Origin of the sequence: Azonexus hydrophilus DSM 23864 (assembly GCF_000429605.1) — a bacterium.
In the GTDB taxonomy this organism is placed as follows: Bacteria; Pseudomonadota; Gammaproteobacteria; order Burkholderiales; family Rhodocyclaceae; genus Azonexus; species Azonexus hydrophilus.
Genome location: NZ_KE386925.1, coordinates 482433 through 507032, shown reverse-complemented (window position 1 = coordinate 507032; position 24600 = coordinate 482433). Strand labels below are relative to the sequence as shown.

At 50.9% G+C, this 24600-nt stretch carries 26 protein-coding genes; all 26 read left to right on the top strand.

The window, feature by feature from the left end:
* The first annotated feature begins 72 nt into the window (after positions 1-72).
* The 26 genes from G471_RS18910 (at position 73) to G471_RS0113650 (ending at position 24583) form a co-directional block, all read left to right on the top strand.
* Entirely contained in the window at positions 73-636 is a 564-nt protein-coding gene (locus G471_RS18910; RefSeq protein WP_157272534.1) for a phage connector family protein, read from the top strand.
* Positions 636-2612, top strand: coding sequence for a phage tail protein (locus tag G471_RS0113770; RefSeq protein ID WP_028995852.1), 1977 nt, complete (start codon positions 636-638; stop codon positions 2610-2612). Before G471_RS18910 ends, G471_RS0113770 begins: the two co-directional genes overlap by 1 nt.
* A gap of 42 nt (positions 2613-2654) precedes the next feature.
* Positions 2655-3110, top strand: coding sequence for a GNAT family N-acetyltransferase (locus tag G471_RS0113765; protein WP_157272533.1), 456 nt, complete (start codon positions 2655-2657; stop codon positions 3108-3110).
* A gap of 2 nt (positions 3111-3112) precedes the next feature.
* The gene (locus G471_RS19210; protein WP_157272532.1) at positions 3113-3694 is read left to right on the top strand and encodes a hypothetical protein; all 582 of its coding nucleotides are present in this window, start codon (positions 3113-3115) and stop codon (positions 3692-3694) included.
* Positions 3695-3703: 9 nt separating this feature from the next.
* The gene (locus tag G471_RS0113760; protein WP_169720503.1) at positions 3704-5917 is read left to right on the top strand and encodes a hypothetical protein; all 2214 of its coding nucleotides are present in this window, start codon (positions 3704-3706) and stop codon (positions 5915-5917) included.
* A complete protein-coding gene (locus G471_RS0113750; RefSeq protein WP_157272530.1) occupies positions 5917-9201 on the top strand; it encodes a hypothetical protein in 3285 nt (1094 codons plus the stop codon). The genes G471_RS0113760 and G471_RS0113750 overlap by 1 nt, the downstream gene beginning before the upstream one ends.
* A gap of 11 nt (positions 9202-9212) precedes the next feature.
* A complete protein-coding gene (locus tag G471_RS0113745; protein ID WP_157272529.1) occupies positions 9213-9719 on the top strand; it encodes a hypothetical protein in 507 nt (168 codons plus the stop codon).
* Positions 9720-9776: 57 nt separating this feature from the next.
* Positions 9777-10229: a hypothetical protein gene (locus G471_RS19205; RefSeq protein WP_157272528.1), complete on the top strand. Its 453-nt coding sequence runs from the start codon at positions 9777-9779 to the stop codon at positions 10227-10229.
* On the top strand, positions 10222-11673 hold the full coding sequence (terL, locus tag G471_RS0113735) for a phage terminase large subunit (protein ID WP_157272527.1): 1452 nt from the start codon (positions 10222-10224) through the stop codon (positions 11671-11673). Before G471_RS19205 ends, terL begins: the two co-directional genes overlap by 8 nt.
* 32 nt (positions 11674-11705) lie before the next feature.
* Positions 11706-13055 (top strand): tail fiber protein, encoded by a 1350-nt coding sequence (locus G471_RS18905; RefSeq protein ID WP_088177978.1) that lies wholly within the window; start codon positions 11706-11708, stop codon positions 13053-13055.
* Between the two features lie 9 nt (positions 13056-13064).
* A complete protein-coding gene (locus G471_RS19415; RefSeq protein ID WP_211226433.1) occupies positions 13065-13550 on the top strand; it encodes a hypothetical protein in 486 nt (161 codons plus the stop codon).
* A gap of 44 nt (positions 13551-13594) precedes the next feature.
* On the top strand, positions 13595-15046 hold the full coding sequence (locus G471_RS18955; protein WP_088177977.1) for a glycine-rich domain-containing protein: 1452 nt from the start codon (positions 13595-13597) through the stop codon (positions 15044-15046).
* 51 nt (positions 15047-15097) lie between these two features.
* Positions 15098-15460, top strand: a complete 363-nt coding sequence (locus tag G471_RS0113720; RefSeq protein WP_028995845.1) for a hypothetical protein — start codon at positions 15098-15100, stop codon at positions 15458-15460.
* On the top strand, positions 15457-15666 hold the full coding sequence (locus tag G471_RS19200; protein WP_157272526.1) for a hypothetical protein: 210 nt from the start codon (positions 15457-15459) through the stop codon (positions 15664-15666). Before G471_RS0113720 ends, G471_RS19200 begins: the two co-directional genes overlap by 4 nt.
* Positions 15667-15668: 2 nt before the next feature.
* Positions 15669-15863: a hypothetical protein gene (locus G471_RS0113710; RefSeq protein WP_028995844.1), complete on the top strand. Its 195-nt coding sequence runs from the start codon at positions 15669-15671 to the stop codon at positions 15861-15863.
* Positions 15863-16183: a hypothetical protein gene (locus G471_RS0113705; RefSeq protein WP_028995843.1), complete on the top strand. Its 321-nt coding sequence runs from the start codon at positions 15863-15865 to the stop codon at positions 16181-16183. Before G471_RS0113710 ends, G471_RS0113705 begins: the two co-directional genes overlap by 1 nt.
* A gap of 9 nt (positions 16184-16192) precedes the next feature.
* Positions 16193-16513, top strand: coding sequence for a hypothetical protein (locus tag G471_RS0113700; RefSeq protein ID WP_028995842.1), 321 nt, complete (start codon positions 16193-16195; stop codon positions 16511-16513).
* Positions 16514-16515: 2 nt separating this feature from the next.
* Positions 16516-17979 carry a hypothetical protein gene (locus G471_RS19195; protein WP_157272525.1) on the top strand — a complete coding sequence of 488 codons (1464 nt, stop codon included), beginning with the start codon at positions 16516-16518 and terminating at the stop codon, positions 17977-17979.
* Between the two features lie 12 nt (positions 17980-17991).
* On the top strand, positions 17992-18225 hold the full coding sequence (locus G471_RS19635) for a zinc ribbon domain-containing protein (protein WP_157272524.1): 234 nt from the start codon (positions 17992-17994) through the stop codon (positions 18223-18225).
* A gap of 407 nt (positions 18226-18632) precedes the next feature.
* Positions 18633-19142 carry an HNH endonuclease gene (locus G471_RS18890; RefSeq protein ID WP_157272523.1) on the top strand — a complete coding sequence of 170 codons (510 nt, stop codon included), beginning with the start codon at positions 18633-18635 and terminating at the stop codon, positions 19140-19142.
* 433 nt (positions 19143-19575) lie between these two features.
* Positions 19576-19995 (top strand): hypothetical protein, encoded by a 420-nt coding sequence (locus G471_RS0113680; protein ID WP_028995839.1) that lies wholly within the window; start codon positions 19576-19578, stop codon positions 19993-19995.
* A gap of 21 nt (positions 19996-20016) precedes the next feature.
* Entirely contained in the window at positions 20017-20388 is a 372-nt protein-coding gene (locus G471_RS0113675) for a hypothetical protein (protein ID WP_028995838.1), read from the top strand.
* 153 nt (positions 20389-20541) lie between these two features.
* Complete coding sequence (locus G471_RS0113665; RefSeq protein ID WP_028995837.1) at positions 20542-20955, top strand: hypothetical protein; 414 nt, start codon at positions 20542-20544, stop codon at positions 20953-20955.
* Positions 20956-21185: 230 nt separating this feature from the next.
* Positions 21186-23774: a bifunctional aconitate hydratase 2/2-methylisocitrate dehydratase gene (gene acnB / locus G471_RS0113660; RefSeq protein WP_028995836.1), complete on the top strand. Its 2589-nt coding sequence runs from the start codon at positions 21186-21188 to the stop codon at positions 23772-23774.
* A 170-nt stretch (positions 23775-23944) separates the two neighbouring features.
* Positions 23945-24157: a hypothetical protein gene (locus G471_RS0113655; RefSeq protein ID WP_028995835.1), complete on the top strand. Its 213-nt coding sequence runs from the start codon at positions 23945-23947 to the stop codon at positions 24155-24157.
* Positions 24158-24202: 45 nt separating this feature from the next.
* Positions 24203-24583: an RND family efflux transporter gene (locus G471_RS0113650; protein ID WP_028995834.1), complete on the top strand. Its 381-nt coding sequence runs from the start codon at positions 24203-24205 to the stop codon at positions 24581-24583.
* Positions 24584-24600: the final 17 nt, after the last annotated feature.

The window sequence follows — 24600 nt, the reverse complement described above, 5'->3', positions numbered from 1 at the left end:
CTCAAAAGGTCGCCTTTTTCTTTTTGCCGTCTCCATAAATACGACCACAACAACAAAAACAAGGAGACGACTGTGGCTAATAGCGTCGTAGGAATTTGCAATATCGCTCTAACAAGTCTTGGAGCAAACCCAATCACCAGCCTTACCGATGGATCAACAGAAGCAGTTCTGTGTGACTCAATGTGGGACAACGCTCGTCGTGCAGTTCTCCGAGCACATCCATGGAACTTTGCACTGAAGCGTATCGAACTAGCAGCAGAACTAGCGCCGCCTGCATTCGATTACAAGCATTCATATCCATTGCCAGCAGATTGTTTGCGTGTGATTCAAGTATTCGGGGATTCGGATTATCGGATCGAGAATAAAAAGATCATCACGAACTCGGATAAGTGCTTCGTTAAGTACGTATTCGATAACCAAGACATCGGTTCTTGGGATTCATCCTTCTGTGACTTGGTGGCAGCACGCCTCCGATTTGATCTTGCATACGCGATCACAAGAAGCAACTCGTCACTTAATGCATCGTCAGCGATCTATCAGGAGAAGCTACGCACCGCGAAGGGCATTGATGCATCGGAAGACACAACAGAACTGTTCGGGTTGTTCGACAACTCACTGGTTGGAGTGCGCTTCTAATGGCAAAGATTGTTCACTTCCAATCGGATTTCACAGCAGGTGAAATTTCTCCGAAGCTGCTTGCACGTACAGACCTGAAGGCTTACGACAATGCACTGAAGACAATGGTCAATGCTTACTCCATGACGCACGGAGGTGCAAAGCGCCGACCGGGAACAATGTTTATCGGTGAGGTAAAGAACAGCAACCAGACTGTTCGATTGATCCCATTCGTTTATAGCAAGACGCTTTCATTCATGTTGGTGCTGAATGGTGGCGTGATCCAGTTTGTGAAGAACGGATCGTTTGTTATGGATGGCGCAACTCGCTATGAAATCCCGATTCCTTACATGGAGTCCGAGCTGGCTGACATTACCTTTGCACAGGCAGGTAACACACTTTACTTGGCGCACACGAACCACGCGCCTCGAATCCTGCAACGTGCAACAGATACGAGCTGGACACTGACGCCAATCCTTTTCACGTACAAGGCATTGTCGGATCAGTGGTATCAGAACGACTACATCAAGTTTAAGATTCTGGCTGGCACTACGCAATTCGCTGTTGGTGATGTCTTTACCATCGTCACGAACGCAAGCGGAGCCGTTACAAGCACAACAGGCCCAACACCAGCAGGGACCAACAAAGGGGTTCTCTACGGTGCAGCAGTAACGAACACGAAGGTTGCACAGACATGGACGATTACATGTCAGGTATCCACGGCATCCCGGCAAGAATGGATCGTCTCAGGCTCTGTTTCTGGCACGCCAACACTGACATGGAACACCGGCAAGTTCCCATCAACGGTCGGTTTCTTCGAGCAACGCCTGTATTTCGGCGGCACTTCAGCAGAGCCACAGACGATATGGGGTAGCGTCACTGGCGACTTTACGAACTTCACCATTGGGCCGAATGATGGTGACGCAGTGCAGTTCACATTTGCATCGAACCGTTATGACCAGATCGTGCATTTGGAGAGCGCTCGCCAGTTAATCGCCATGTCATCCGGAGGCGAGTTCTCATTGACTGGGGGCACTGCTGGGATCACCCCTTCGAGTGTTCGTATTCGCGCCAACACCTTCCATGGTGCAGCGCCAGCCAAGCCAATCCGCATCTCACAAGAAGTGGTTTTCCTACAGCGCGACCGTCGAAAGGTCCGGGCTATCAGCTATTCCGTGGCAGAGGATACGAACCTGGCTACCGACCTGACGCTATTCGCAGAGCACATCACCGGCACCGGCGTGAAGGACATGACCTTTACGCAAGACCCTGACTACTTGCTGTGGGCAACTCGGGACGATGGCGTACTACTGTCCATGACCCACCTACGCGACCAGCAGATTACTGGATGGGCACGCCACATCACTGACGGCTATTTCGAGAACTGCGCATCTGTTCCAGAGGAAACGGCTGACCAAACCTATCTGGCTGTCCGTCGAGTCGTTAATGGCACGTCGAAGCGCTACATCGAGCTACTGGACTACACGACAGGGGCAATGACCGACAGTGCAACCTTTGGCTACAACGCGACGAAGACGGCTGTTTGGTCAGGCATTGACCACCTCGAAGGCAAGACTGTTGCGGTTGTTGCTGATGGTGTTCCGCATGGACACAGAGAAGTTATCGGGGGCACTGTCACTCTCGACTATCCAGTGAATAACGTGGAGATCGGACTGCCATATACGACAACGCTTGAGATGCTTCACCCAGCAGAGCAGCTTGCAGATGGTAGTTCTCAGGCTCGTGCTGTGTCGATTCCGAAGATCACTGTTCGTTTCTCGCAGACTTCAAGCTGCAAGGTGAATGGCAACAACGTTCCGTTCCGTACCAACCAAGTTCCTTTAGGTCAGCCAACGCCTCTATTCACAGGTGACAAGCAAGTTGCATTGCTTGGATGGCGCAGCCCACACACGATCAAGATTGAACAGGACTTGCCTTCACCAATGACCGTTCTTGGTGTTGCGCTTCAGATGGCTATTCCTGACCTGAATGATTAATGGCCCCTCCATAAATAGTCACAACAAATGGAGGAGGCAACCATGATCAGAGACGCAGAAGAAAAAGATTTAGACCGGCTGGTAGAACTCGGAAAGAAGATGCATGCGGAGTCGAAATATTCAATCTACGACTTCAATGATGAAAAGTTACGCAAGTATCTCGACACCTGTATCTGGCACGACGACGGAATGCTTTTCGTATGTGAAAAGGATGGCGAAGTCATCGGCGCTTTCGTTGGCTGGATACACGAACAATACTTTGGCAGTGATCGTGTAGCGGTCGATCTCGCTTTGTTTGTTGAGCCAGACAAGCGGGGGGCAATGGCTGGGGCGATGCTGATTAAACGATTCGTTGAGTATTCGAAATCGAAAGGTGCAGCCCAAATTGTCATTTCAAATAGTACCGGCGTTGATAAGGATCGCGTCGGGAAGCTCTATGAAAAGATGGGCATGGAGCACGTTGGATTCGTGTACAGCCTCAATAACAAGGAAGAATAAAGATGGCCGTCGCAACAGCAGTCACAATAGCTTCACTCGCAGTTGGAGCATATAGCGCATCACAACAACAAGCAGCAGCAAAGAAACAAGCAAAGGCCCAAGAGCATGCAGCATTAGCCTCTGCAACGGAGAGCTATACGAATGCAGCACTGGCGAAGATCGATGCTGAACGTATCGAGAAGTCAGCAGGGATTGAAGCAGACAAGATTCGTGAAGCAGCAATCCAGATGCGCAGTCAGCAAGAAGCTGTGCAAGGGACATCCGGCGCGATGGTCGGCACTGGAAGCAATCTTGTCATGACCGAAGACATAACGAAGCGAGCAGAAGCAGACGCTATTGCTACGGTTATCGAAGGCATCTACGGGACCGTCAATAAAGAATCGACAGCACGCTATCAACAAATGGCAGGACAAAGCACGTTGCTATCTGGCGGCTTGGCTGCAAACGCAATGCTATCGGCTGGCCGCACTGGTGCAGTAACGACACTGGCGAATAGTGCTATCGGCGCTTATTCGAACTACAAGCAGTGGAACACAAAGACACCTGCTGCAACTACAACAACCACAACAGTATCGACAGAATAAGGATCACGCATGTCTAACATAAACATGAATGCCCAAGAAGGGGGCCGCATAGTTCAGGCATCTGAAGTGCCAACGGCGAATAACTTTGGTAATCGCGTAGCTCGTCCAGTCGAAACAGCAAAGGTTGTTCGCGGGACGTTTGGTGATGCAAGCGGTGAAGCAATGGCGGCTGACATGGAAATGAAAGCTGCACAACAAGTCGCAGCAGTTGCACAAGATGCGATCAAGACGATGACTAATCTTCAGATTGCTGAAGAGGAAACGCAGAAGCAAAACCACTTGATCGAACTTCAAACAGCAGAACGCAATGCACGTTCCGCATCTCGTCAGGCTGCTATCGATAAGGGATTGAACACTGACGAAGAGTATGAAGAGTATCAACGCCAGCGCGGGGCAAGCATCGATGAAATCAATGCGAAGTACAACTACCTAACCAAAGTCGGCAACGACGTAGATGCTCGTGTTCAGATATTCAAGGAGCAAGCTGATTCGGTTTATCAGAACGAGATTGTTATCCCTCGTCGTGTTGATAACGTAAAGACACGCCACGTGCAGACATTGGAAATGTTGGGCAAGCAACTAGCCGATGTGATGGCTGGCGAAAACAATCCAGAAACTGTTGGCCGGTTGCTGTCGGATCACAAAAAGAACCTCTACGAAATGATGCACTCGCCACAGTTCATTGCTGTGTGGGGGGCTGCATCTGCCGAAGAACAATACCAGAAGCGCCTCACACAAGACGTAGTTGATGCCGTTGCATCGGTCACGAATACAGACCCACATGCAGCAGTCGAGATGTTGCGTAACCAAACTGGCGACATTGCTACCGACCCATTGTTTGAACTCGATCCTTCTACTCGTCGTGCGTTGCTTTATCAGGCAGAGCACGAGCGTTCAAGCCGTGATGCAGAGACGCGGGCCAAGCTGAAGGAAGAACAGGATGCCAACGAGTTCGCTCTGTTCATGGACATCACGCAAGGGAAGCTGTCTGGCAATTCTGGAGTTGCCACTGTCTATAAGGCTCACATGGAAAACAGAATCGACCAAGGCCACGCAGAACGGTTGATAAGCAAGCTGGAGATGGATGCTGATCGTCGGGAGCGCAGAGCACAGGCCGCAGAAGAACGGGCAGCACGAGCAGCAGAGAAGCGCGACCTACTACTGTCGCCAGTTCGTGACGCATTGGAATTGGGGCTTCCACTCGATCCGAAGAACCCAAGCCACGTGAAGTCGGTTGAAGCCTATGCCCAAGAACTGATCAAGAAGAGCGGAAACGCCAATGCGGTTGAAGTAATGACCGAGCTAACGACGAAGACGGGTGTGGCTCCGCGCATGCTGACCTCTGCAATCCATGGGCTTGTTAGCTCGAAAGACCCAAAGCAATCGATTCAAGGCACTCAGATTCTTGCGCAGATCGCAGAGAAGGCACCGAACATCATCCACCAACTGAATGACGAGACGGTATCGAAGGCCAATCAAATCAACCTGGGGGTGCATCCAGAGCAAGCGCAACTGTTGATTGAACGTGCTCGAACTCTGACGAAGGAGCAAAAGGAGGAGTACAAGAAAATTGGCACGAAGGCTCTACCGAAGCTCGAAACAGAGTTGAAGAATACGTTCGGCGTCAGCAAGAAGGACGTTACGCCTGAAGCATATGGACACGCACGCGATGTGTTCCAAGATCAATTGATTCTATCTGGCGGCAATGTTGATGCTGCATTGGAATCAACCAAGGCGCTTGTTCGTAAGAGTTATGGCGTCTCGTATCTGACTGGCACACCAACATTGATGTTCAATGCTCCTGAAGGTGCAGCAGGCAAGACGGACTGGATGACTCAGCAGTTTGCTACCGACCTGAAAGGACTTGGCCTAAAGCCTGAACAAGTTCGACTGAAAGCCAATGTCGATGGTTCTTATGACCTATTCGCAGTTCGCAATGGTGTTGTTACTGGGCACGTAGTTGATCCAAATACCGGAAAGAAACTGACATGGGAACCAGATCAAGCGGCAGCAGCAAAGCAAGTTCGTGATGCACAGTTGGCAGAAGCACAGAAGAAGCGTGAAGAATATTTGAGCGCGAAACCGAATCCATTCACGACAGGCGCTGCATTCAACAACACCGAAATGAATAACTTTGTTCCTCGTGGGGCGAAACCGTCTCCTCAACTAAATACTTCTGAGCAACCACAATTTGGAAAGTTCAAGAAGAGTGAGACAAAGTAATGCCTATCAAAGAGAAAAACGAATATGGTCTGTCAGTTGGCATTCCGGCCAACCAACGCGACAACCTTACACCGCAAGAGGAAAAACCTACATCTTCCGCACCGTCAGTTTTAGAAGTAGCTGACGCTGCATTTCGTCAAGGGAACTGGCTGACGCAAGTTGTTCATGGTGAAAGCAATCCATATTCAGGCCAGCCAGCTAACAAGAACTTTGATCCACTATCCAAGATTGAAGGATATGAGGACTATGCCGATTGGTTTTCAAAAGCCAATAGCGATGCAGAAGTTGAATGGTTGAAGCGGAAGGCTGACCGTGACCGTGGCGAAAAGGATGTATTGGCTCGCGCTGGAGGCTGGGGAACGACGGCAGAGATCGTTGCAAGCCTTTTCACGCCTGACATCTTCGTAGGCGGTGGCGCAGTAAGCAAAGCAATCAAAGGCGGCAAGTACGTCAAGGCTGCTGCTGAAGGTGCGGCTGTCGGCGCTTTGTCTGGTGGCTTGTATGGCATGGGACAGAACATCCGCGACGAATCACGAGAAGAAATCGACATCGTTAAAGACGCTGCATTGTTCTCCGTGGCAGGGTCGTTGTTGAATCCTGCTTTCCATGGGGCAGGGCAATTGATTCGTGGCAAGTCGAGCACAGTAACTCCACCAGCAGCGTCAGCGAATGAACCAACGGCAGCAGCATTTCAGCAATCAGCACAGCAACTGAAGACGTATGTCAGCCATGTTAATGGGACGGCAGCACCAGACACGGCGATTGCAAAAGACCTGGCTGATGATGGTTCAGCAATTCACTACCAAAGCGCAGCATCGAATGCAGGTGTAGCGGCTGCTCCAACTCCACCGACACCGAGCACATATACCCCACCAACAGTCGCAGATACGAACCTTGTTGGTAGCTTCGGCGCGAACAAAATCAACCTCAACCAGTCGGCGGTAACGCTGGCTAACAGTTCGTTCCAAGAGTTTCGAGCTGCTGGGCAAAAGTTGTTCCGTGACCTTCGCCAGCGTGTAGGCAACTTGGATGGCAGCTACACCACTCTGCAATCTGCTGAGTCGGAATTTGAGCGCCTTGGGAATGGTGTGCTTGGCCGTGGCCTCGATGACTTCAACAAAGCATATGACGGATACATCAATAAGGGTGGATGGGAAACCCCTCAGACGCTTCAGTACGTCCAGCAGAAGTACGGCAAGAACAAGCTAACCCGCAAGGAGTTCGATGAAGAAATTGGTATCGCCATGAGCAATGCCGACCGCCATGCCATTCGTGAGATTGAACGTGTGGCACAACAAGGCCGTGTCCTTGTCGATGAACTGGCGAATGAAGCTGTACGCCTCGGCCGTCTCGATACATCCGGCAATTTGAAGGGCACAGCGTTGAGCTACTTCGGTCGTAGCTTCAATCGGGAAAAGATCATCAACGAGCAGTTTGCATTCCGTCAGATGCTGGTCAATGAGTTCCAGCGAACGAACCAAACATGGACGCAAGCGCAACTGGAGCAAGCTGCACAGGATGTCTATGAGCGAATCATTCATGGTGACAATCGCAGACTGATCAACATAAGCACGATCACACAGGACGCGAACGGCAACATCATTCCGCTGGGTCGAAACTCGAAGGCATCCGTTGCCATGGAGCGAAAGCTAGAGATCGATGACAATGTTCTCGAACCATATCTGAACAAGTCGTATCGGGACTTTATGACTCGATACAGCAACACAGTCGGCACCGATCTCGCATTGACGAAGATGATTGGTGACACGACCGGCGAAAGCATGATCAATCGTGCCCTTGCAGAGAAGCAGGCCCGACAAGCTGAGATTGCTGCAATGGCGATTTCCGATGCTGAGAAGTCAAAGCTGGTCACTGAGCTGGAGCGTGAATTCGACCGAGGCGTGAAGGCGATCCGCAATGGCATCTCGATCATGGACGGCAGCTACAAGGTCGCTCCTGATAATCCTCGCTCCTGGGCAACTGCTGCACATGGTCTGGCTACGTTCAACTACATCACGAAGATGGGTGGTGCAGCCGTTTCCTCTCTGTCCGACTTCACGAAGAACCTGCTCGTGTTCGGTATGGGATCGACGTTGAAGCATGCGGTGCCAGCAATGCGCCAGACCTTCGGGGATCTGTTCCGTTTGCCGTCAATCAAAGATCCAGCCTATGACGCAATCGTTCAGGCGAACAAGCGCCTTGGCGTTGCAATGGAAACCGTGCTGCGTATTCGTCACATGCAGATCAATGACCTCGTTGATCAATACGCCTCGAAGAACCCTGTCATTCGTGGGTTGGACTGGGCGGCTGACAAGATGGGCATCCTGAACGGCCTTGCGCACCTGACCGATATTCAGAAGCAGATGACTGGTGTTATTGCGAACGATGAAATCCTTCGTTCGGTTATCGCTGAGACGGCAGGCAATGCAACGGAGCGCGAGCTTCGTAACCTACGTGTATGGGGCATCGATACGGACATGGCTCGTCGGATCGCCAACGAATTCAATTCAGGCATCACGGCTGGGCACAACATGATTAACAACGGCCTCTATGTCACTGACACAGTGCGATGGGCTGACCGTGAAGCTGCGGAGACTCTGGAGCGTGCATTGACGACGCTAGCGCATACCGTTGTGTATAACCCAAGCGCAGGCGCGAAAGTGGTTACAGGACTGAGCAAGCCAATGGAAACGTTGCTCACGCAGTTCATGTCATTCAACTTCGGCTCGCACATCCAGCACTTTGTTCCGATGATGCAGCAGATCAACCAACGCGATGCCAGCGTTATGGGCTACATCGTTTCCGCAATGGTCATGGGGGCGGCTGTGTGGGAACTGAAAGACATCATCCGTCGTTCAGGCTTTGACGGTGATCGAGGCGAAGAGCGAGAACGTAACTGGCAGGAAGTTGCATACGACGCTGTTAGTGAATCTGGCCTTGCAACGATTCCGTTCTTCATCAACAACGTCTCTTCGGGCATGGGCTTCGGGGATATGCGCCGTGCAATCTCTGACGATGATCGCCCAACGATGGCAGCACAGAACTTCAACGCAGGCGTATTGCTTGGCCCAACAGGTCAGCTTGGCAAGGAAGTTCACAACATCGTATCCGACATCAAGAACGATACCGAGGATGCAGGAACTATCAGCAGCGCACGTAAGCTGGTTCCATTCAACAACTTGTTCTACCTACGCTGGTTGATTAACAACGGCGAAGAATGGGCACAGGACTTTATGGGCTTGCCTGATAAAGCAACAACAACTCTAACCATTAAAAATAACTAAAGGAGAGACAAATGGGAGCAGCATTACCAAACGTGATTGAAATCGTTGAAGAGCCAGAAACGGAAGCAATGAAGCCAAACGAACGTCGTGAGATGTTACGGCTGCGTCAGGAGGCCGAACGAGAAAAGCGTCGTCTCGAATTGAAGGCACGCGAGAATGAAAAGCAAGCTAAGAACATCATGCAACGTTGGCATCCTGAATTGAAGAAGGGCACAAACGTTCAAAAGATTGACGTGATCATTAATCGATTCGTTGGGCAGTTGATCGAAGAGAACCGAGGCAAGGGGCTACTCGAAGTTGAATATACGAACAAAGAAATGGTGCAGCGTCGTAAGGATCAAATGAGTGTCATCAAAGAACACATCAACCTGATCAAGCAGTTGAAGGATGTTCGCGGCATGTTGGCTGATGGTGATGAAGAAAGCGACAAGCAGAATCTTCAATCGGCTGAGAACATTGAACTGATCGATGAAGCAAAAGAACTGCTCGCACAACGTGGAGTGAAGCTAGATATTTAACGCCTCGATGTTTTTTCAAAACCATAAATACCTCCAAAACATCGGAGGTATTTTTTCATGGAACAAGAGTTAACAGCAAAAGAAAAACAACAGGCAAGAATGAAAGCGTGGCGGGAGAAGAATCCTGACTACAGCAAAAAATACCACGAAAAGAATAAAGAGCGGGATCACCTGCGGTGGCGGAAGAATGCAGCAGAGAACTACGAAAAGTACATGCTCGACAACGTGCGGCGTCGTTCGAAAGCTAAGGGATGGGAGTTCAATCTAACAATCGAAGATATTGTTATCCCTGAGTTCTGTCCGGTCCTTGGCGTTAAGCTAGATGTATCAATTGCTGTAATCGGAACACGAAATCAGTTTGCACCTTCTCTTGATCGAGTGGATAACAGCAAGGGTTATGTTAAAGGAAATGTCCGTGTTATTAGCTGGAAAGCAAACCAGCTAAAGTCAGATGCATCACTTGATGATCTAAAAGCAATTGTTGCTTACATCGAGGCACACAATGAATAAAGTGCCTCTCGATATTTTCTTTGCTGTGCAGGCAAAGGTGAATGGTTGGGACCATATACCTGAATTCCACATTCGCATTCTTGACTTTCTCGCAGACAGTGACAACTGGAACAACAATGTAGCTGTACTGCAAAGTTTTAGAAATTCGAGTAAATCTTCTATTGCTGCAATCTACGCAGTCTGGTTACTTGTTAATGACCCAACTCTACTGATCCTTGTTCAATCGGCTGACGACAATACAGCCATGAAAATGGTTGAGGACTGCAAACGTGTCATCAATACCAACCCACTAGCCAAACATTTACGTGGTCGTGATAGCACATGGACGGCTAGAAAAATAGTAGTCCAAGGAAGCAACTCAGGACGTAACAGTTCTATTGAAGCACGTGGGATATTCAGCAACGTAACTGGTGCACGTGCTGATTTCATTTTCATGGATGACGTTGAGGTTCCACGCAATGCAGGTAGCGAAGACCTGCGCGAGCGGTTGCGTGCTCGTATCGCTGAATCCCATCACCTACTGAACCCCGGCGGCAAGAAGCTGTTCATTGGAACACCTCATGCCTATGACTCCGTATATCCAGAGATCGTAGGGAAGGGTGCATCCAGTCTCGTCATCCCATTGCTGAACAACCTGAAGGGGGAATTCCCGAACATCACAGGTGACGTTACTTGGCATGAGCGTTGGGACCATAACGAGATCATCAACAAGCAGCTTGCATGTAAGAGCCGTGCAGAGTTCTTTTCCCAATACCAACTGATCCCGATGGCGGTAGAGGATTCAGTTCTCGATCCAACAAACCTACAGACCTATGACGGTGAGCCAGAGTTGATTACGGCTAACCGTTCGTCGCTCCTTCGTATTGGTGATGTCCGTATCAAGTCTGTTTGTGCATGGTGGGACGTGGCTGTTAATACAAAGAAGGGCGATAGCTCGGTCCTGGCTATTGTTTATTTGAGCTATGAAGGCCAGTTGTATATCCACCGCATCATTGAACTGAAGGGCGAGATTGAACAGCAATGCAAGCAAGTTCGAGATGCAGCACTTGAATTTAAGCTGCCAAAGATTTGCATTGAAACAAACGGCGTCGGTGCATTCGCGCCACCAATGCTATTGAAAGAAGTTCGTGGATTGGGCATTGCCGTTCAAGGGATTCACTCTACGCAAAAGAAGAGTGAAAAAATTATCGAAGCGTTCGAAATCCCTCTAAGTGCTCATTTTCTTCACGTGCATCAAAGCGTCATGTCGACAAAGTTCATGACGCAGTTGCGTGACTTCAATCCATCAAGAATGGATAAGCATGATGACTTTATTGATGCTCCAGCTTCAGCAATCAAACAACTACCAATTGCAATCGGCGCAGGGATACAGAACAAGATTGATGGCTACAAATCTTGGCGACCACATGGCGAAAGTATCGAGATAGAACGCGAGATGGCTTGACATAAATACAGGCAAATTCTTTAGGAGAAGACATGCCTGTACTTCAACAAACGCCAGTTATTAGCTATACCGCTAACGGCTCAGTAACATCATTCAGCTTTCCATTTCAAGTTCTCGATCTTGATGACTTGAATGTGTATATCGATTCAGCGCCAACAACAAACTATTCAGTCGATGGGATTGGAGAAGCAAGTGGCGGGGTAGTCAATTTTGAACTTCCGCCTGCGAATGGCTCTGTGGTTCGTATAGCTCGAATCGTCATACCGAAACGAACAACCGACTATGTAGAAGGCGGTTACGTTCAAGCAGAAACGCTCGATGCTGACTTCGATCGTTTGGTGATGATGGTTCAGTACCTCGATGCCGTCTCATTGAAAGAAAACAGTGGTGGCGCTCTCGATATTGAGTCACGCCGTCTGGTAAATGTTTCTGATCCTATTGGCCCACAAGACGCTGTAACAAAAATCTGGACAGAGACATCGGCTGCGAGTTCAGTAGCTCAAGCAATCACCCAAGCGAATGCGGCAGCAGCAAGTGCAATCGAAGCGGCGAATAGCGCAATCGAGGCAGCAGCTAGCGCACAAGCAGCAGAGAACAGCGCAAACGGTGTTTCTGGTTTCATCAAGATTACCTCGAACGACGACACAGCAAACAACCTCGATACAAAATTGGTTGTAACTGGATCACTAACGAAGACGGTTCTTGATTCTGGAAATGACGAAAAGCTGCAACTGTCGTTTGTTGAATCAAATAACTTGAAGGTTTCAGAAACAGATACGACAGCAGATAAGCTGAATAACAAGCTGGTTGTATCTGGAAGCCTAACAAAGACAACTTTGAATGCTGGTGCTAATGAACAGATTCAGTTGTCCTACACAGAGACAGTTGAAGTTCCTGTCGGCATTGTTTCTTACTTTGCGACAAGCACAGCACCAGCAGGTTATTTGAAAGCGAACGGGGCTTTGGTTTCACGCACCACATATGCAGCGTTGTTTGCTGTTATCGGAACAACATACGGTGCAGGGGATGGATCAACGACTTTCAAGCTCCCTGACCTGCGGGGCGAGTTCATTCGAGGTTGGGATGATGCACGTGGAGTGGATACAGGGCGAGCAATTGGCTCTGCACAAACTGACCAGAACAAGAGCCACACTCACACAGGATCGGCAGCTAGTGCAGGGGCGCACACCCACACAATACCGAAAAGCGGAGGCGGTGAGAGTAGCGGCGCATCGACCTGGGGGTATGCAGAAAACACTTATGGTGCTCAACCTTATACCGGAAGTTCTGGAGCGCACACCCACACACTGAGCATTAACGCTGATGGTGGAACCGAAGCACGACCACGAAACGTTGCCTTGCTAGCTTGCATCAAATACTAAGGAAGCAAAATGAATAAGATCGTATCGCAATTAAACGACATTGGTTATTACGTTGGGCCGGTAGTGGCAGATGAATCTCCACTAGAACCGGGAGTGTTTCTGATACCTGGGGGCGCTGTTGATGTTGAGCCTCCTATGATCCCGGAAGGTAAAGTAGCACGATGGGAGAATGGTTGGATATTTGAAACAGTTACAGAGAGTGCCGAACAGGAAGAGACAGTAGAACTAACACCAGAAGAAGTGTTGATGAACTGGCGAGATACTGTTGAAGTCTCTCGCTTCCAAGCACGCGCAGCATTATTTCAAGCTGGGTTGCTGGAGGATATTGAAACATTCATCGCTTCTAGTGAGGATCGTTTCATTAAGATTGCTTGGGAAGATGCGGCAGTATTCAAACGTAACAGCCCAACGGTTCTTTCTCTTCAGTCCGTTTTGAATCTTACGGATGAACAACTGGATGACTTGTTTAGATTTGCACTAACCATCTCGGCTTAACAAATACCTAAACATAAATACAGGCAAATTCTTTAGGAGAAGACATGCCTGTACTTCAACAAACCCCAGTTATTACTTACGTCGCAAATGGTTCTGTAAAGACATTTGCTTATCCTTTTCAGATTCTGGACTCTAGCGATCTTCAGGTTTACGTCAATGGATTATTTGTCGCTTATGGTTACTCGGTCACGGGGGTGGGAAACGTCGAAGGTGGTTCTGTAGTATTCGTGACAGCTCCATCAAACGGATCATCTGTTCGATTAGTTCGTGAAACGTCCATGACGCGAATTACGGATTATGTTGAGGGCGGATCGATTACCGCTGATGTTCTCGATAGAGATTTTGATCGTGTAGTGATGATGCTACAGGAGCAAGCAGCGCTTACGTTTCATGAGAACAATGGTGGGAACTTGGATGCAACCAATCGCAATATTGTAAATGTGGCATCCCCGATTAATCCACACGATGCAGTTAATAAAGAATATACAGATGGTGTATTACCTGCACTTGAATTGAGTTCATCTAATAGTGCGGCGGCGGCGAACAACTCTGCTATTGCTGCGGCAGCATCTGCGGATAGTGCTTCTGATAGTGCTATTGCTGCCAGCAGTTCAGCAATGGCAGCAGCAGCGTCAGCGGCGTCAATAGCTTTACCGATTCCCATCGCCTCGGGAGGAACTGGTGCCGTAACAACCGCAGCCGCTCGACTAAATCTTGGGTTGACCACGGCGGCGACTACACCTCTCGGCACAGCAGCTAACAACATCATTCAGCTAGACGAAAATGCGATGCTCCCGGCGGTCGATGGGAGACACCTAACCAATGTCGGCATTGTGCATCAATCGGTTTTTGATGCAGCGGGTTCGTATGTGTGGCAAGTCCCAAGTGGATTGCCAAGCTCGGCAGTTGTTGTTGTAGAAATGTGGGGTGCTGGAGGAGGAGGAGGTAATCGTCTCACTACGGGCAATGCTGCTGGTGGGGGCGGGGGCGCATATGTTCGCTTCGACATACTGGCATCTAAATTTCCAAGCGGTGAAGGAACTTTCATCATTGGTGCGGGTGGCACCCGTGGAACATCGGGAGCAAATGCAAACGGAGGCGCGGGTGGCGCAACACAGCTTCTCGTTTGGCACATTCCATCAACCCAAGTTATTACGATCTCAGCAAACGGGGGCGCGGGTGGCGCCCAGGCTGCCGTATCTGCGGAGGCGGCTGGTGGTGCGGGTGGAGTAGTTACAGCAGGATTCTTCTCCATTGCTGGTGCGGCTGGAGGTTCTGTTTCGGCTGGTAATGTTCCGGCAGCAGCAGGTTCAGGCTGGGCTTCTACCGGAGGGATGTCGCGAAGCGGTTCAGGAACAGGTCTTGGGGGTTGGTGTTTGTCGCTAAACAACAATCGCGATACCAATCTTGGAAATGCGTGCGGAGGTGCCGGTGGGCTAAACAACAGCGCACAATCGGGCGGCGATGGATACGCCGTAGTTACTGTGTATGCGTAATAGACGTTGGCCCTTTTTCATAAATAGAAGAACAATTGAAAAGGGCCAACCATGAATCAAACAGAAGAATTAATCCGACTGGTCGCACGTGTGGAAGAACTCGATAAAGATGTTCAACAGTTGCGTAACGAGTTCGAAGATCACATTCGATTGGAAGACAAGAAGTATAACGACATCAAAACTTCCATCGAGCTTGTGCAACTGAAAGTCGATCAAGTCCTGATCGAAATAAAAGAACCTCTCGAATCGTACAAGACAGCGAAGTACGGTATGGGCTTCCTGAAGTACATCGTCGAAACAGCAAAGTGGCTCGCCCCTCTCGTCGTCGGCCTAATGATTGGTTATGGCTTCGTTAAAGATAAGCCAGCAGAACAACAAAAAGAACCAACGTACCAAATGGAGAAGGTCAAATGAAGATGAGTGAGATGAGCAACAACAAAGAGGATACCGGCATCCTCGAACAACTGAAGGCATTAAGTGTGCAACTGAACGCCATCATCGAACAGCTTGGTGGTGGCGATGAAGAAGCAGAGCGAGGTTTCGGACACGATGCTTTCGACCAAGAAGAACATCCTGTGGCAGTAATCAAGAAGTCATTGCTGGCACGCGTAGGGAGATAACCATGTGGGCAAAAATAGTTAAGTCGAAAACAATCATCTTCGGTTTCGTGATCATGTTGCTGGGCGCAATTCAAACGTATCTGCCGAACCTGCAAGCTGCACTTGATCCGGTCACTTACGGTATCGCTACAGCAGTCGTTGGTGTGCTGATCATCGTCCTTCGATTCTTCACGACCATTCCTGTGAGTGAGAAGTAATGAAGCCATTTCAAATCGGCATCGACGCAAACGGGAATCCATCGTTTGCAATTCCGTTCTCGGATCACATAGACGTACAAGCACTTGATGCACGCGTAGCCAAGACGGTAACGATTCCTGCCGATGCTCGGTTTGTAATCTTTTCTTCGACCGGCGACTTCTACTGTCGCGTGGATGGTGAAGCAAGCCTACCAATGGCAGATGTTGTTGATGGTACTGGCTCAGAACTTAACCCAACGATACGGTACATCATCGGCGTGGCGACTGTCAGTTTGATCTCCCCAGTGAAGTGCATCGTAACGATGACCTATTACAAGTAAGGAGCATCCATGTCCCTCTACAACACTTCGAACAACGAGCAGGCAACCGACACCAACATTCAGTCTTTGCTGGATTCGTTGGCTGCTCTCAATGACACCATGCTCTATACCCTGACGGCCATTCTCGAAAAGATGCCGCGACTGGATAGAACGGATCGCATGACCATTGATATTGATGGTTACGCAATTGGTGGTAACACAACAGCAACATTGAGCACCAATGCTGTATCGAATCCCACAACTGGCTCAACGTTCTATCGAATCAATGAGCCTACCAACTTTTCTGATATGGGGTCTTCGAGACTCTACCAACAAATTATCGTGAGCTAATAATGACAACAACAATCAACTTGCGAAAGCTACTACACAGAAAGGCATGGGAGTTCTGCACACCCTCGCCGAGCAATACCGCAGCGGGTTCATTCTTCCTTGGTGACAAGAGCGGGTTGCTACCTGCCGATGATGCAAACTATTTGATCAACGGCACATCGAGCATCTGGAACTACAACGCCGAACAGGATGCATGGATTCAAGTTCCAAGCTCAGGCATTGCAGGATCATTCGGCTCAGGATCATGCGGTGAGTTCAGAGCGCTCGGTGCTCCCGGTGGCACTATTCAAAACACAGCAACGGGCGGATCGACGACAACGATCATCACAAACCGAACCATCGTGCGCGACATTCGAGGATGCAAGATTCGAATCGTTGGTGGCAGTGGAGCAGGTTACGAAGGGAAGATCGAATCGAACACCATTGGCGCCAATGCCGTCATTACCGTAACGCCAGCAGCTTCCGTGGCCTTTGATGCAACGACTGTATATCAAATCTGGTCGGGTTCGGTTTGGTTCTTCAACGCTGGCAGTGGTGCAGTTGGCTTTGCTGTTTATGATCGAGCAACAAACGCATGGACTCAGAAGAGCGTTACAGGTCTTCCGACATCATGGGGAACGACTGGGCAATTAGTAAGCACAGGAAGCGCAGAGGGTGCATTCGAGACAGGCACAAGCACTGGCAGCAATACATCAACGACATTGATCAACAGTGCGAAGAGCTGGCCGACCAATGCTTATGCCAACGCCCAGGTTCGTATCGTCTCAGGCACAGGCGCGGGACAGGTCAGAACAGTAGCGAGCAACACGGCAACGACCCTCACTGTATCGGCTGCATGGACTGTCACGCCAGACGCAACCAGTGTCTATTCAATCGAAGGCAATGATGACTACATGTACTTGCTTGGCAACAACTCAGCCAACATGTACCGCTACACAATCAGCACGAATACTTGGGTAACGATCACACCAGTTGCTGCTCGTGGGGCTAGCCTCGCAGGTGGCGGAAATGCTGACTGGATCAATAGCGTAGCTGATCCTGACTGGCAAGGAGCACAAGGCAAGCCGTTGATGCAAACAGGCACATTGGTTAAACAGAATGGCCGCTACATCTATTCATTCCGAGGTGCTGGTAGCTCTGCACTTGACGTGTATGACATCTCTGCAAACACATGGATCGCAAACACATACGGCGGCCAGATGGAAACCTTCAACACTGGTTCTTGCTCGGTGGATTGGAACGGGAACATATATATCCAGAAGGAAGGCACAGGCCGCATCTTCCGTTTCAACGTAGCAAAGAACTACCTAGAAGCATTTGCGACCAATGCCTACCCACAGAGCACGACAGTGGATGGAGATAAGTTGGTTGTACTTCCTTACATCGATGGGGCAACTACTGTTCCGTTCCTGTACGTTATCCAGCATTCAAGAACTGAACTGCTGCGAATGATCGTCATCGGATAAGGAGACAACTAGATGGCAAAGCGAATGTATGACTACGTGTGCGCAGACTGCAATGCAACCAAAGAGGCTTATGTGGCATCGGACGACACTTCATGTTTAGTGTGCCTTGAGTGTGGGGGCGAAATGCATAGAGCGATTTCTGTTCCAAAGGTACTCATGGCAGGGGGAACGGAAGGGCAAGCATTGAAAGCCATTCACGAGATACAAAGAAACGATCACAGCCGACCACTTTACTTTAACGCTTGATCGATTCACGTATAGCCAAAGGAAGATAAGAGGGCCATCAACGGCCCTTTTTCTTTTGGAGGTTATATGTCATTCACGCTAGGTCGAGTAGTGGTAACAAGGAACTGTCTTAACTATGCAACTGAGCACAACGTAGATTTAACCGATCTTTTGTTTCGTCATGGAGCAAGAGACTGGGGCGATCTGTGCAAGGCTGACAAGATGTTGAATGATCAAGCAGCCGAAGAAGATGGAAGAGTCTTATCTGCGTATGTGGTGAATGGTCAGAAGTTCTATATCTGCACGGAATGGGATAGAAGCTACACAACAATTATGCTCGCCCAAGACTATTAAAGGTCAATTATTACTCAGTCATCCATAAATAAAAGCAGAGCCTAAACACTCTGCTTTTTCTTTTGGAGATGACAATGAGAACAACACTTGAACGATTTAATGAGAAGTGGGTAGAAGACGAATCAATAACACCCCCATATGTCGATACTCCTTGTTGGAGATGGACAGCGCATATCGATAGACAGGGATACGGTAGGTTCGGCTGGGGATATAAATCCATCAAGGCATCACAAGCCTCCTACAAACTACATAAGGGAGAGCTGCGACCGGGTGATTGCGTATGCCACAAATGTGATAACCCATCATGTGTAAATCCTGATCATCTGTTTGTAGGTACGCAAACAGATAACCTATCCGACATGACGATAAAGGGGCGCAGGAGTTTTGCTTCCCATCCCGGCAAGCTGAACGGACGTGCGGTGCTGTCTGAAGAGCAAGCTATCAAGATCAAACTGTCTTGCAATGTTGGTGCTGCTCGTGTGCTCGGTGAGAGCTTTGGTATTACTAAGGCAGCGGCCGATTCAATCTTCTATGGGCGCACATGGAAACATTTGAATGATCTGAAGGGTGCCGACAATGAATGATAGAAGCACATACCAGAAGTTAAAGAAGAACGACAAGCAGGCAATGGATATGCTCGATGTTGATACACTGGACTACCTTCTAAAGAAAGGTGCGTTCGAAAGTTACATCAACATGTACGACACGCTATGCAATATGTGCAAGGATGGAATGATCATGCATGAGGATTACATGGAGTGTTTGATCCATCCTTATCGCAAGTGGGGTTCTCGTGCAGGCCATATTCTGTTCGAGATGCGTAAGGGAATGTGGGACAAGATTCGAGAACGACGGAACGGGTCATGATAAATAGAAGCGAGTCGTTCAATGATTCAATCCATAGTGTCGGCTTGCGCTCAATAGGTGAGAAGCAACCAAGATAAAGCCTCCGGTGGTCGGGGGCTTTTTCTTTTTCCGTTGTGATAAAATGCCGCAATCATTTTCTTGGGGTAGTCCATGGCTGGGCTTGAAAAGAACAACGGCGGTGGAGTGCTAACGATTGGGAAGGCTACTCCGTACATCATCATTGAAGAGTTTGAATTCGAATCGCTTGCACCTACAGAACGAGCCATCTACCTTCACACAGAACCGAACCAACCTCAAACAGAAGAGCAAGCATTGTTGAATCTGGTTCAGTTGATACTGAAGTTTGAAGTTGCTGGGACTATTACTTTCGAAGGCGAAGAACCAAACAGGGCTGACAAGTATCGTGACCTTGTTGTTAATACTTTCATCGACATTGCTAGTGTGCTCGGCTCGCCGTACTGGTCAATTGAGTTGGAGTCGAAAGAAGCAATCAGTGTAGTTGCTGAGAAGCTAACACAAGAGCAGTTCGAGGACCGTTGCAGAATCTTTGATCAACAGATGGGGGAGTAACATGAAGAAGGAAGGTGCGTGATGTCTATTGCTGAGTGGCAACACATCAATCGTTTTCAAGGCAGGGCACTATTTGAACTGAGCCTGTCTTATGATGAACAAGGCGACGCGGTAGAACAAATCAACTTCATGTTGGCTGGAGATAAGTATTACGACCACATGATCTTCAAACAGATCAACCAAAATTATATTGATCGTCGCATCCATGTCTTTGTGTTCGTTGCTGGCGAAGACGCGGTGAGTGTTGCTTCCATCTTCGGCAAAGCAAAATGCCTGAAGGTCGAGTCTTGCAAACAGTATCCGGGAGTGATCAGTGAGTCATTTGATACTGAGGAAGAGATGACAAAAGCATTCAACAATCTGTTCGGAGCGGTACTTGAGTCCCACTCTTGACGAGATGTGCGAAACCCTCAAGCGGCTAATGAGGACCATGCAAGACGAAGCCGATGCAAAAGTAATCGAAGCTGTATGGGTCAGGCTGTCACTGGAGAAGAGACGCCGACAGAAACAGAACGAGAAGCGGAAGACAAAGAGAGAGGATAAGGAATGAGTAAGATTGAATATGCAGGTGCTGTGTTCTATTGGCAGGCAGGGTTCAAGGAACCTTTACCTATTGTCATCACTGCCCACTGTGATGAGTATGAGAACCTAGACAAAGAAGGGTTGATGAACATGCAAGGCTATGCCGATGATGCAGATGCTTTGTGGAGTTTGATTCAGGAGGTGCGTGAGACTGATCACGACTTTGCCGAAGGTGACATCACTCGTGAAGAAATGGGATTGCAGTATGAGCAATCCAACCTCTTTGTAACTCTAATCACTGGATCAAAGTTCTGGCTCATCGATGCCAAGTACAGTGCAGACAATAAGCCAATTGAGTATGAGCTAGCTACATACGATACCGAAGAAGAGTTCCGTCAGGTGTTGAGTGATCGTGGTGAACCAATCACTTGGATGTAGCAGAGTCTCTATCACTCAAGCGTTTTGCACTCTATAAATTTTCATATCACTATCACTCGGCATCCCTCAATCCCGCATGAAAAGGGGTGTTGCGAGTCCTCTATATAATATAAAATATATAAGACCTGCGGGTGCCGGCCAGGGGCGTTGTCATGCGAACTATCCAGCCGCCGCCGTTGTCGTAAAATATTCGTTTCCCCTAGAGCAACCCTTTACGAAAGGAAGTCGCCGTGCTTGAAGCCTATCGCGCCCACGTAGCAGAGCGTGCAGCCCTCGGTATCCCGCCGCTGCCCCTGTCCAAGCAACAGACCACCGAACTGGTGGCCCTGCTGAAGAACCCGCCGGCCGGCGAAGAAGCCGCCCTGGTCGAACTGATCACCTACCGCGTGCCGGCTGGCGTCGATGATGCCGCCAAGGTCAAGGCTGAGTTCCTGGCCAAGGTCGCCAAGGGCGAAGAAGCCTGTGCGCTGATTTCCCGCGAGAAGGCTGCCGAACTGCTCGGCACGATGCTCGGCGGCTACAACGTCAAGCCGCTGATCGACCTGCTCGCCTGCCCGACCTGCGGCGCCGTCGCCGCCGAAGGCCTGAAGAAGACCCTGCTGGTGTTCGACTTCTTCCACGATGTCGCCGAACTGGCCAAGGCCGGCAACGCCAACGCCAAGGCCGTCATGCAATCCTGGGCCGATGGCGAGTGGTTCACCTCGCGCCCGGCTGTGCCGGCTTCGCAGAAGCTGACCGTGTTCAAGGTCACCGGCGAAACCAATACCGACGACCTGTCGCCGGCGCCGGATGCCTGGTCGCGTCCTGACATCCCGCTGCATGCGCTGGCCATGCTGAAGAACCCGCGTCCGGGTATCGAAGCCGACGAGCCGGGCTCGCGCGGCCCGATCAAGCAACTCGAAGCTTTGGCCAAGAAGGGCAACCTGATCGCCTACGTTGGTGACGTGGTCGGTACCGGTTCTTCCCGCAAGTCCGCTACCAACTCCGTGCTGTGGTTTACCGGCGAAGACATCCCGTTCGTCCCGAACAAGCGTTTCGGCGGCGTCTGCCTGGGTTCCAAGATCGCCCCGATCTTCTTCAACACGATGGAAGATGCCGGCGCCCTGCCGATCGAAATCGACGCCGGCCAGATGGACATGGGCGACGAGATCGAACTGAAGGTCGACCAGGCCACCGGCAAGGTCACCGCCACCAAGAATGGTGCCGTGATTGCCGAATCCCAGCTCAAGACCCTCGTCATCCTCGACGAAGTCCGCGCTGGCGGCCGCATTCCGCTGATCATCGGTCGTGGCCTGACCACCAAGGCCCGTGAATTCCTCGGCCTGCCGCAATCGACGCTGTTCCGCCTGCCGCAGAACCCGGCCGACAACGGCAAGGGCTACTCGCTGGCCCAGAAGATGGTCGGCAAGGCTTGCGGCGTGACCGGTATCCTGCCGGGCACCTACTGCGAGCCGAAGATGACCACCGTCGGTTCGCAAGACACCACCGGCCCGATGACCCGTGACGAACTGAAGGACCTGGCCTGCCTCGGCTTCTCCGCCGACCTCGTCATGCAGTCCTTCTGCCACACCGCCGCCTATCCGAAGCTGGTCGACGTCAAGATGCACCGCGAACTGCCGTCCTTCATCAGCACCCGTGGCGGCGTCTCGTTGCGTCCGGGCGACGGCGTCATCCACTCCTGGCTGAACCGCCTGCTGCTGCCGGATACCGTCGGTACCGGCGGTGACTCGCACACCCGCTTCCCGATCGGCATTTCCTTCCCGGCCGGTTCCGGTCTGGTCGCCTTTGCCGCCGCCACCGGCGTCATGCCGCTGGACATGCCGGAATCGGTGCTGGTCCGCTTCAAGGGCAAGATGCAGGACGGCATCACCCTGCGCGACCTGGTCAATGCCATCCCGTACTACGCGATCAAGGCTGGCCTGCTGACCGTCGAGAAGAAAGGCAAGAAGAACGTCTTCTCCGGTCGCATCCTGGAAATTGAAGGACTGCCGGACCTCAAGGTCGAGCAAGCCTTCGAACTCTCCGACGCCGCCGCCGAGCGTTCCGCCGCTGCTTGCGCGATCGCCCTGAACAAGGAACCGATCGTCGAGTACATGCGTTCGAACATCACGCTGATGAAGTGGATGATCGCCGAAGGCTACCAGGACGCCCGCACCCTGAAGCGCCGCATCGCCGCGATGGAAGAGTGGATCGCCAACGGCACGCTGCTCCAGGCTGACGCCAACGCGCAGTACGCCGCAGTCATCGAAATCGACCTGGCCGAAGTCACCGAGCCGATCCTGGCCTGCCCGAACGACCCGGACGACGTCAAGCTGCTGTCCGAAGTCGCCGGCGACAAGATCGACGAAGTCTTCATCGGCTCGTGCATGACCAACATCGGCCACTTCCGCGCCGCCGGCAAGGTCCTCGAAGGCAAGTCGGACATCCCGACCCGCCTGTGGATCGCCCCGCCGACCAAGATGGACGCGCTGATCCTGACCGAAGAAGGCTACTACGGCGTCCTCGGCAAGTCTGGCGCCCGCATGGAAATGCCGGGCTGCTCGCTGTGCATGGGCAACCAGGCACAGATCCGCAAGGGTTCGACGGCGATCTCCACCTCTACCCGCAACTTCCCGAACCGCCTGGGCATCGACACCCGCGTCTACCTCGGCTCCGCCGAACTGGCCGCGATGTGCGCCCTGGCCGGCCGCATCGTGACGGTGCCGGAGTACATGGAGCAGATCAAGCTGGTGAACGCCAAGGCCGGTGAGGTCTATCGCTACATGAACTTCGATCAGATTCCGGAGTTTGTGGAGCAGGCGGCTACGGTCGAGATGTAAGTTCGTGTGCCGGATTGGTTCCGGCATTCGGGCTGATTGAAATTCAGGCCCCGTCCAGCCGTATCAACGGTGAGGCGGGGTTTGTTTTTTAAAGGGAAACTTCTGTTCCGGCTGGAAGATTTTCCGAAATGGTGTAAAGTAAAGGTGCAATCCTCTATCAGGAGAAGATCATGGAAATCGCATCTGTAGGCGCATCCGGTGCGTATGCCAACAACAGCGTTCAGTCCGCACGTCCCCAGCCAGCCCAGGAGCAGCAACAGGTCGAGCGGCGCGAGCAGCAGGCGCGTCCGGAACAGCAGGTTCAGCAAACTGAAGAAACGGTTCGTCCGGTGATCAATGCCCAAGGGCAGGAGACGGGGCGTCTGGTCAATACGACCGCCTGAGCATTTCCCGCCTGGTGCGGGTGATTTGTTAGTGAGGTAATTGCGATGATTCCGGGTGCGCAAGGCGCAGGTTCGGCGGCGTGGGGGCAGTTGCAGACGCAGCAGGCCCAGCGTAATGCCGAGCAGGCCGAACAGCGTGCGCGGGCCTTGCAGTCACAGGCGAGAAGTGCGCAACAGGACGCCGATCGGGCGCAGGAGAATGCGCGCCAATTGCAGACCAGTTCGGTGCAGGCGCGTGGAGATGCAGACAGTGCGCGGCGCAATGTGTCCTCGCTGGAATCGCTGGGCCAGGTGAATAATCAGCTCGGTGACTTGCGCAAGCAGATTTCAGAGGTTCTTGCGCCGAGCGAGCCAGCCGTCGTTGCCCCTGCATATACCAATGCCGAAGGTCAGACGACCGGTACCTTGATCAATACGGTAGCCTGAGTTCGTTCACTCAGGGG

Coding starts and splice junctions, on each gene's coding strand:
- G471_RS0113770 (WP_028995852.1), top strand. CDS start 636: ATGGCAAAGATTGTTCACTTCCAATCGGATTTCACAGCAGGTGAAATT.
- G471_RS0113765 (WP_157272533.1), top strand. CDS start 2,655: ATGATCAGAGACGCAGAAGAAAAAGATTTAGACCGGCTGGTAGAACTC.
- G471_RS19210 (WP_157272532.1), top strand. CDS start 3,113: ATGGCCGTCGCAACAGCAGTCACAATAGCTTCACTCGCAGTTGGAGCA.
- G471_RS0113760 (WP_169720503.1), top strand. CDS start 3,704: ATGTCTAACATAAACATGAATGCCCAAGAAGGGGGCCGCATAGTTCAG.
- G471_RS0113750 (WP_157272530.1), top strand. CDS start 5,917: ATGCCTATCAAAGAGAAAAACGAATATGGTCTGTCAGTTGGCATTCCG.
- G471_RS0113745 (WP_157272529.1), top strand. CDS start 9,213: ATGGGAGCAGCATTACCAAACGTGATTGAAATCGTTGAAGAGCCAGAA.
- G471_RS19205 (WP_157272528.1), top strand. CDS start 9,777: ATGGAACAAGAGTTAACAGCAAAAGAAAAACAACAGGCAAGAATGAAA.
- terL (WP_157272527.1), top strand. CDS start 10,222: ATGAATAAAGTGCCTCTCGATATTTTCTTTGCTGTGCAGGCAAAGGTG.
- G471_RS18905 (WP_088177978.1), top strand. CDS start 11,706: ATGCCTGTACTTCAACAAACGCCAGTTATTAGCTATACCGCTAACGGC.
- G471_RS19415 (WP_211226433.1), top strand. CDS start 13,065: ATGAATAAGATCGTATCGCAATTAAACGACATTGGTTATTACGTTGGG.
- G471_RS18955 (WP_088177977.1), top strand. CDS start 13,595: ATGCCTGTACTTCAACAAACCCCAGTTATTACTTACGTCGCAAATGGT.
- G471_RS0113720 (WP_028995845.1), top strand. CDS start 15,098: ATGAATCAAACAGAAGAATTAATCCGACTGGTCGCACGTGTGGAAGAA.
- G471_RS19200 (WP_157272526.1), top strand. CDS start 15,457: ATGAAGATGAGTGAGATGAGCAACAACAAAGAGGATACCGGCATCCTC.
- G471_RS0113710 (WP_028995844.1), top strand. CDS start 15,669: ATGTGGGCAAAAATAGTTAAGTCGAAAACAATCATCTTCGGTTTCGTG.
- G471_RS0113705 (WP_028995843.1), top strand. CDS start 15,863: ATGAAGCCATTTCAAATCGGCATCGACGCAAACGGGAATCCATCGTTT.
- G471_RS0113700 (WP_028995842.1), top strand. CDS start 16,193: ATGTCCCTCTACAACACTTCGAACAACGAGCAGGCAACCGACACCAAC.
- G471_RS19195 (WP_157272525.1), top strand. CDS start 16,516: ATGACAACAACAATCAACTTGCGAAAGCTACTACACAGAAAGGCATGG.
- G471_RS19635 (WP_157272524.1), top strand. CDS start 17,992: ATGGCAAAGCGAATGTATGACTACGTGTGCGCAGACTGCAATGCAACC.
- G471_RS18890 (WP_157272523.1), top strand. CDS start 18,633: ATGAGAACAACACTTGAACGATTTAATGAGAAGTGGGTAGAAGACGAA.
- G471_RS0113680 (WP_028995839.1), top strand. CDS start 19,576: ATGGCTGGGCTTGAAAAGAACAACGGCGGTGGAGTGCTAACGATTGGG.
- G471_RS0113675 (WP_028995838.1), top strand. CDS start 20,017: ATGTCTATTGCTGAGTGGCAACACATCAATCGTTTTCAAGGCAGGGCA.
- G471_RS0113665 (WP_028995837.1), top strand. CDS start 20,542: ATGAGTAAGATTGAATATGCAGGTGCTGTGTTCTATTGGCAGGCAGGG.
- G471_RS0113655 (WP_028995835.1), top strand. CDS start 23,945: ATGGAAATCGCATCTGTAGGCGCATCCGGTGCGTATGCCAACAACAGC.
- G471_RS0113650 (WP_028995834.1), top strand. CDS start 24,203: ATGATTCCGGGTGCGCAAGGCGCAGGTTCGGCGGCGTGGGGGCAGTTG.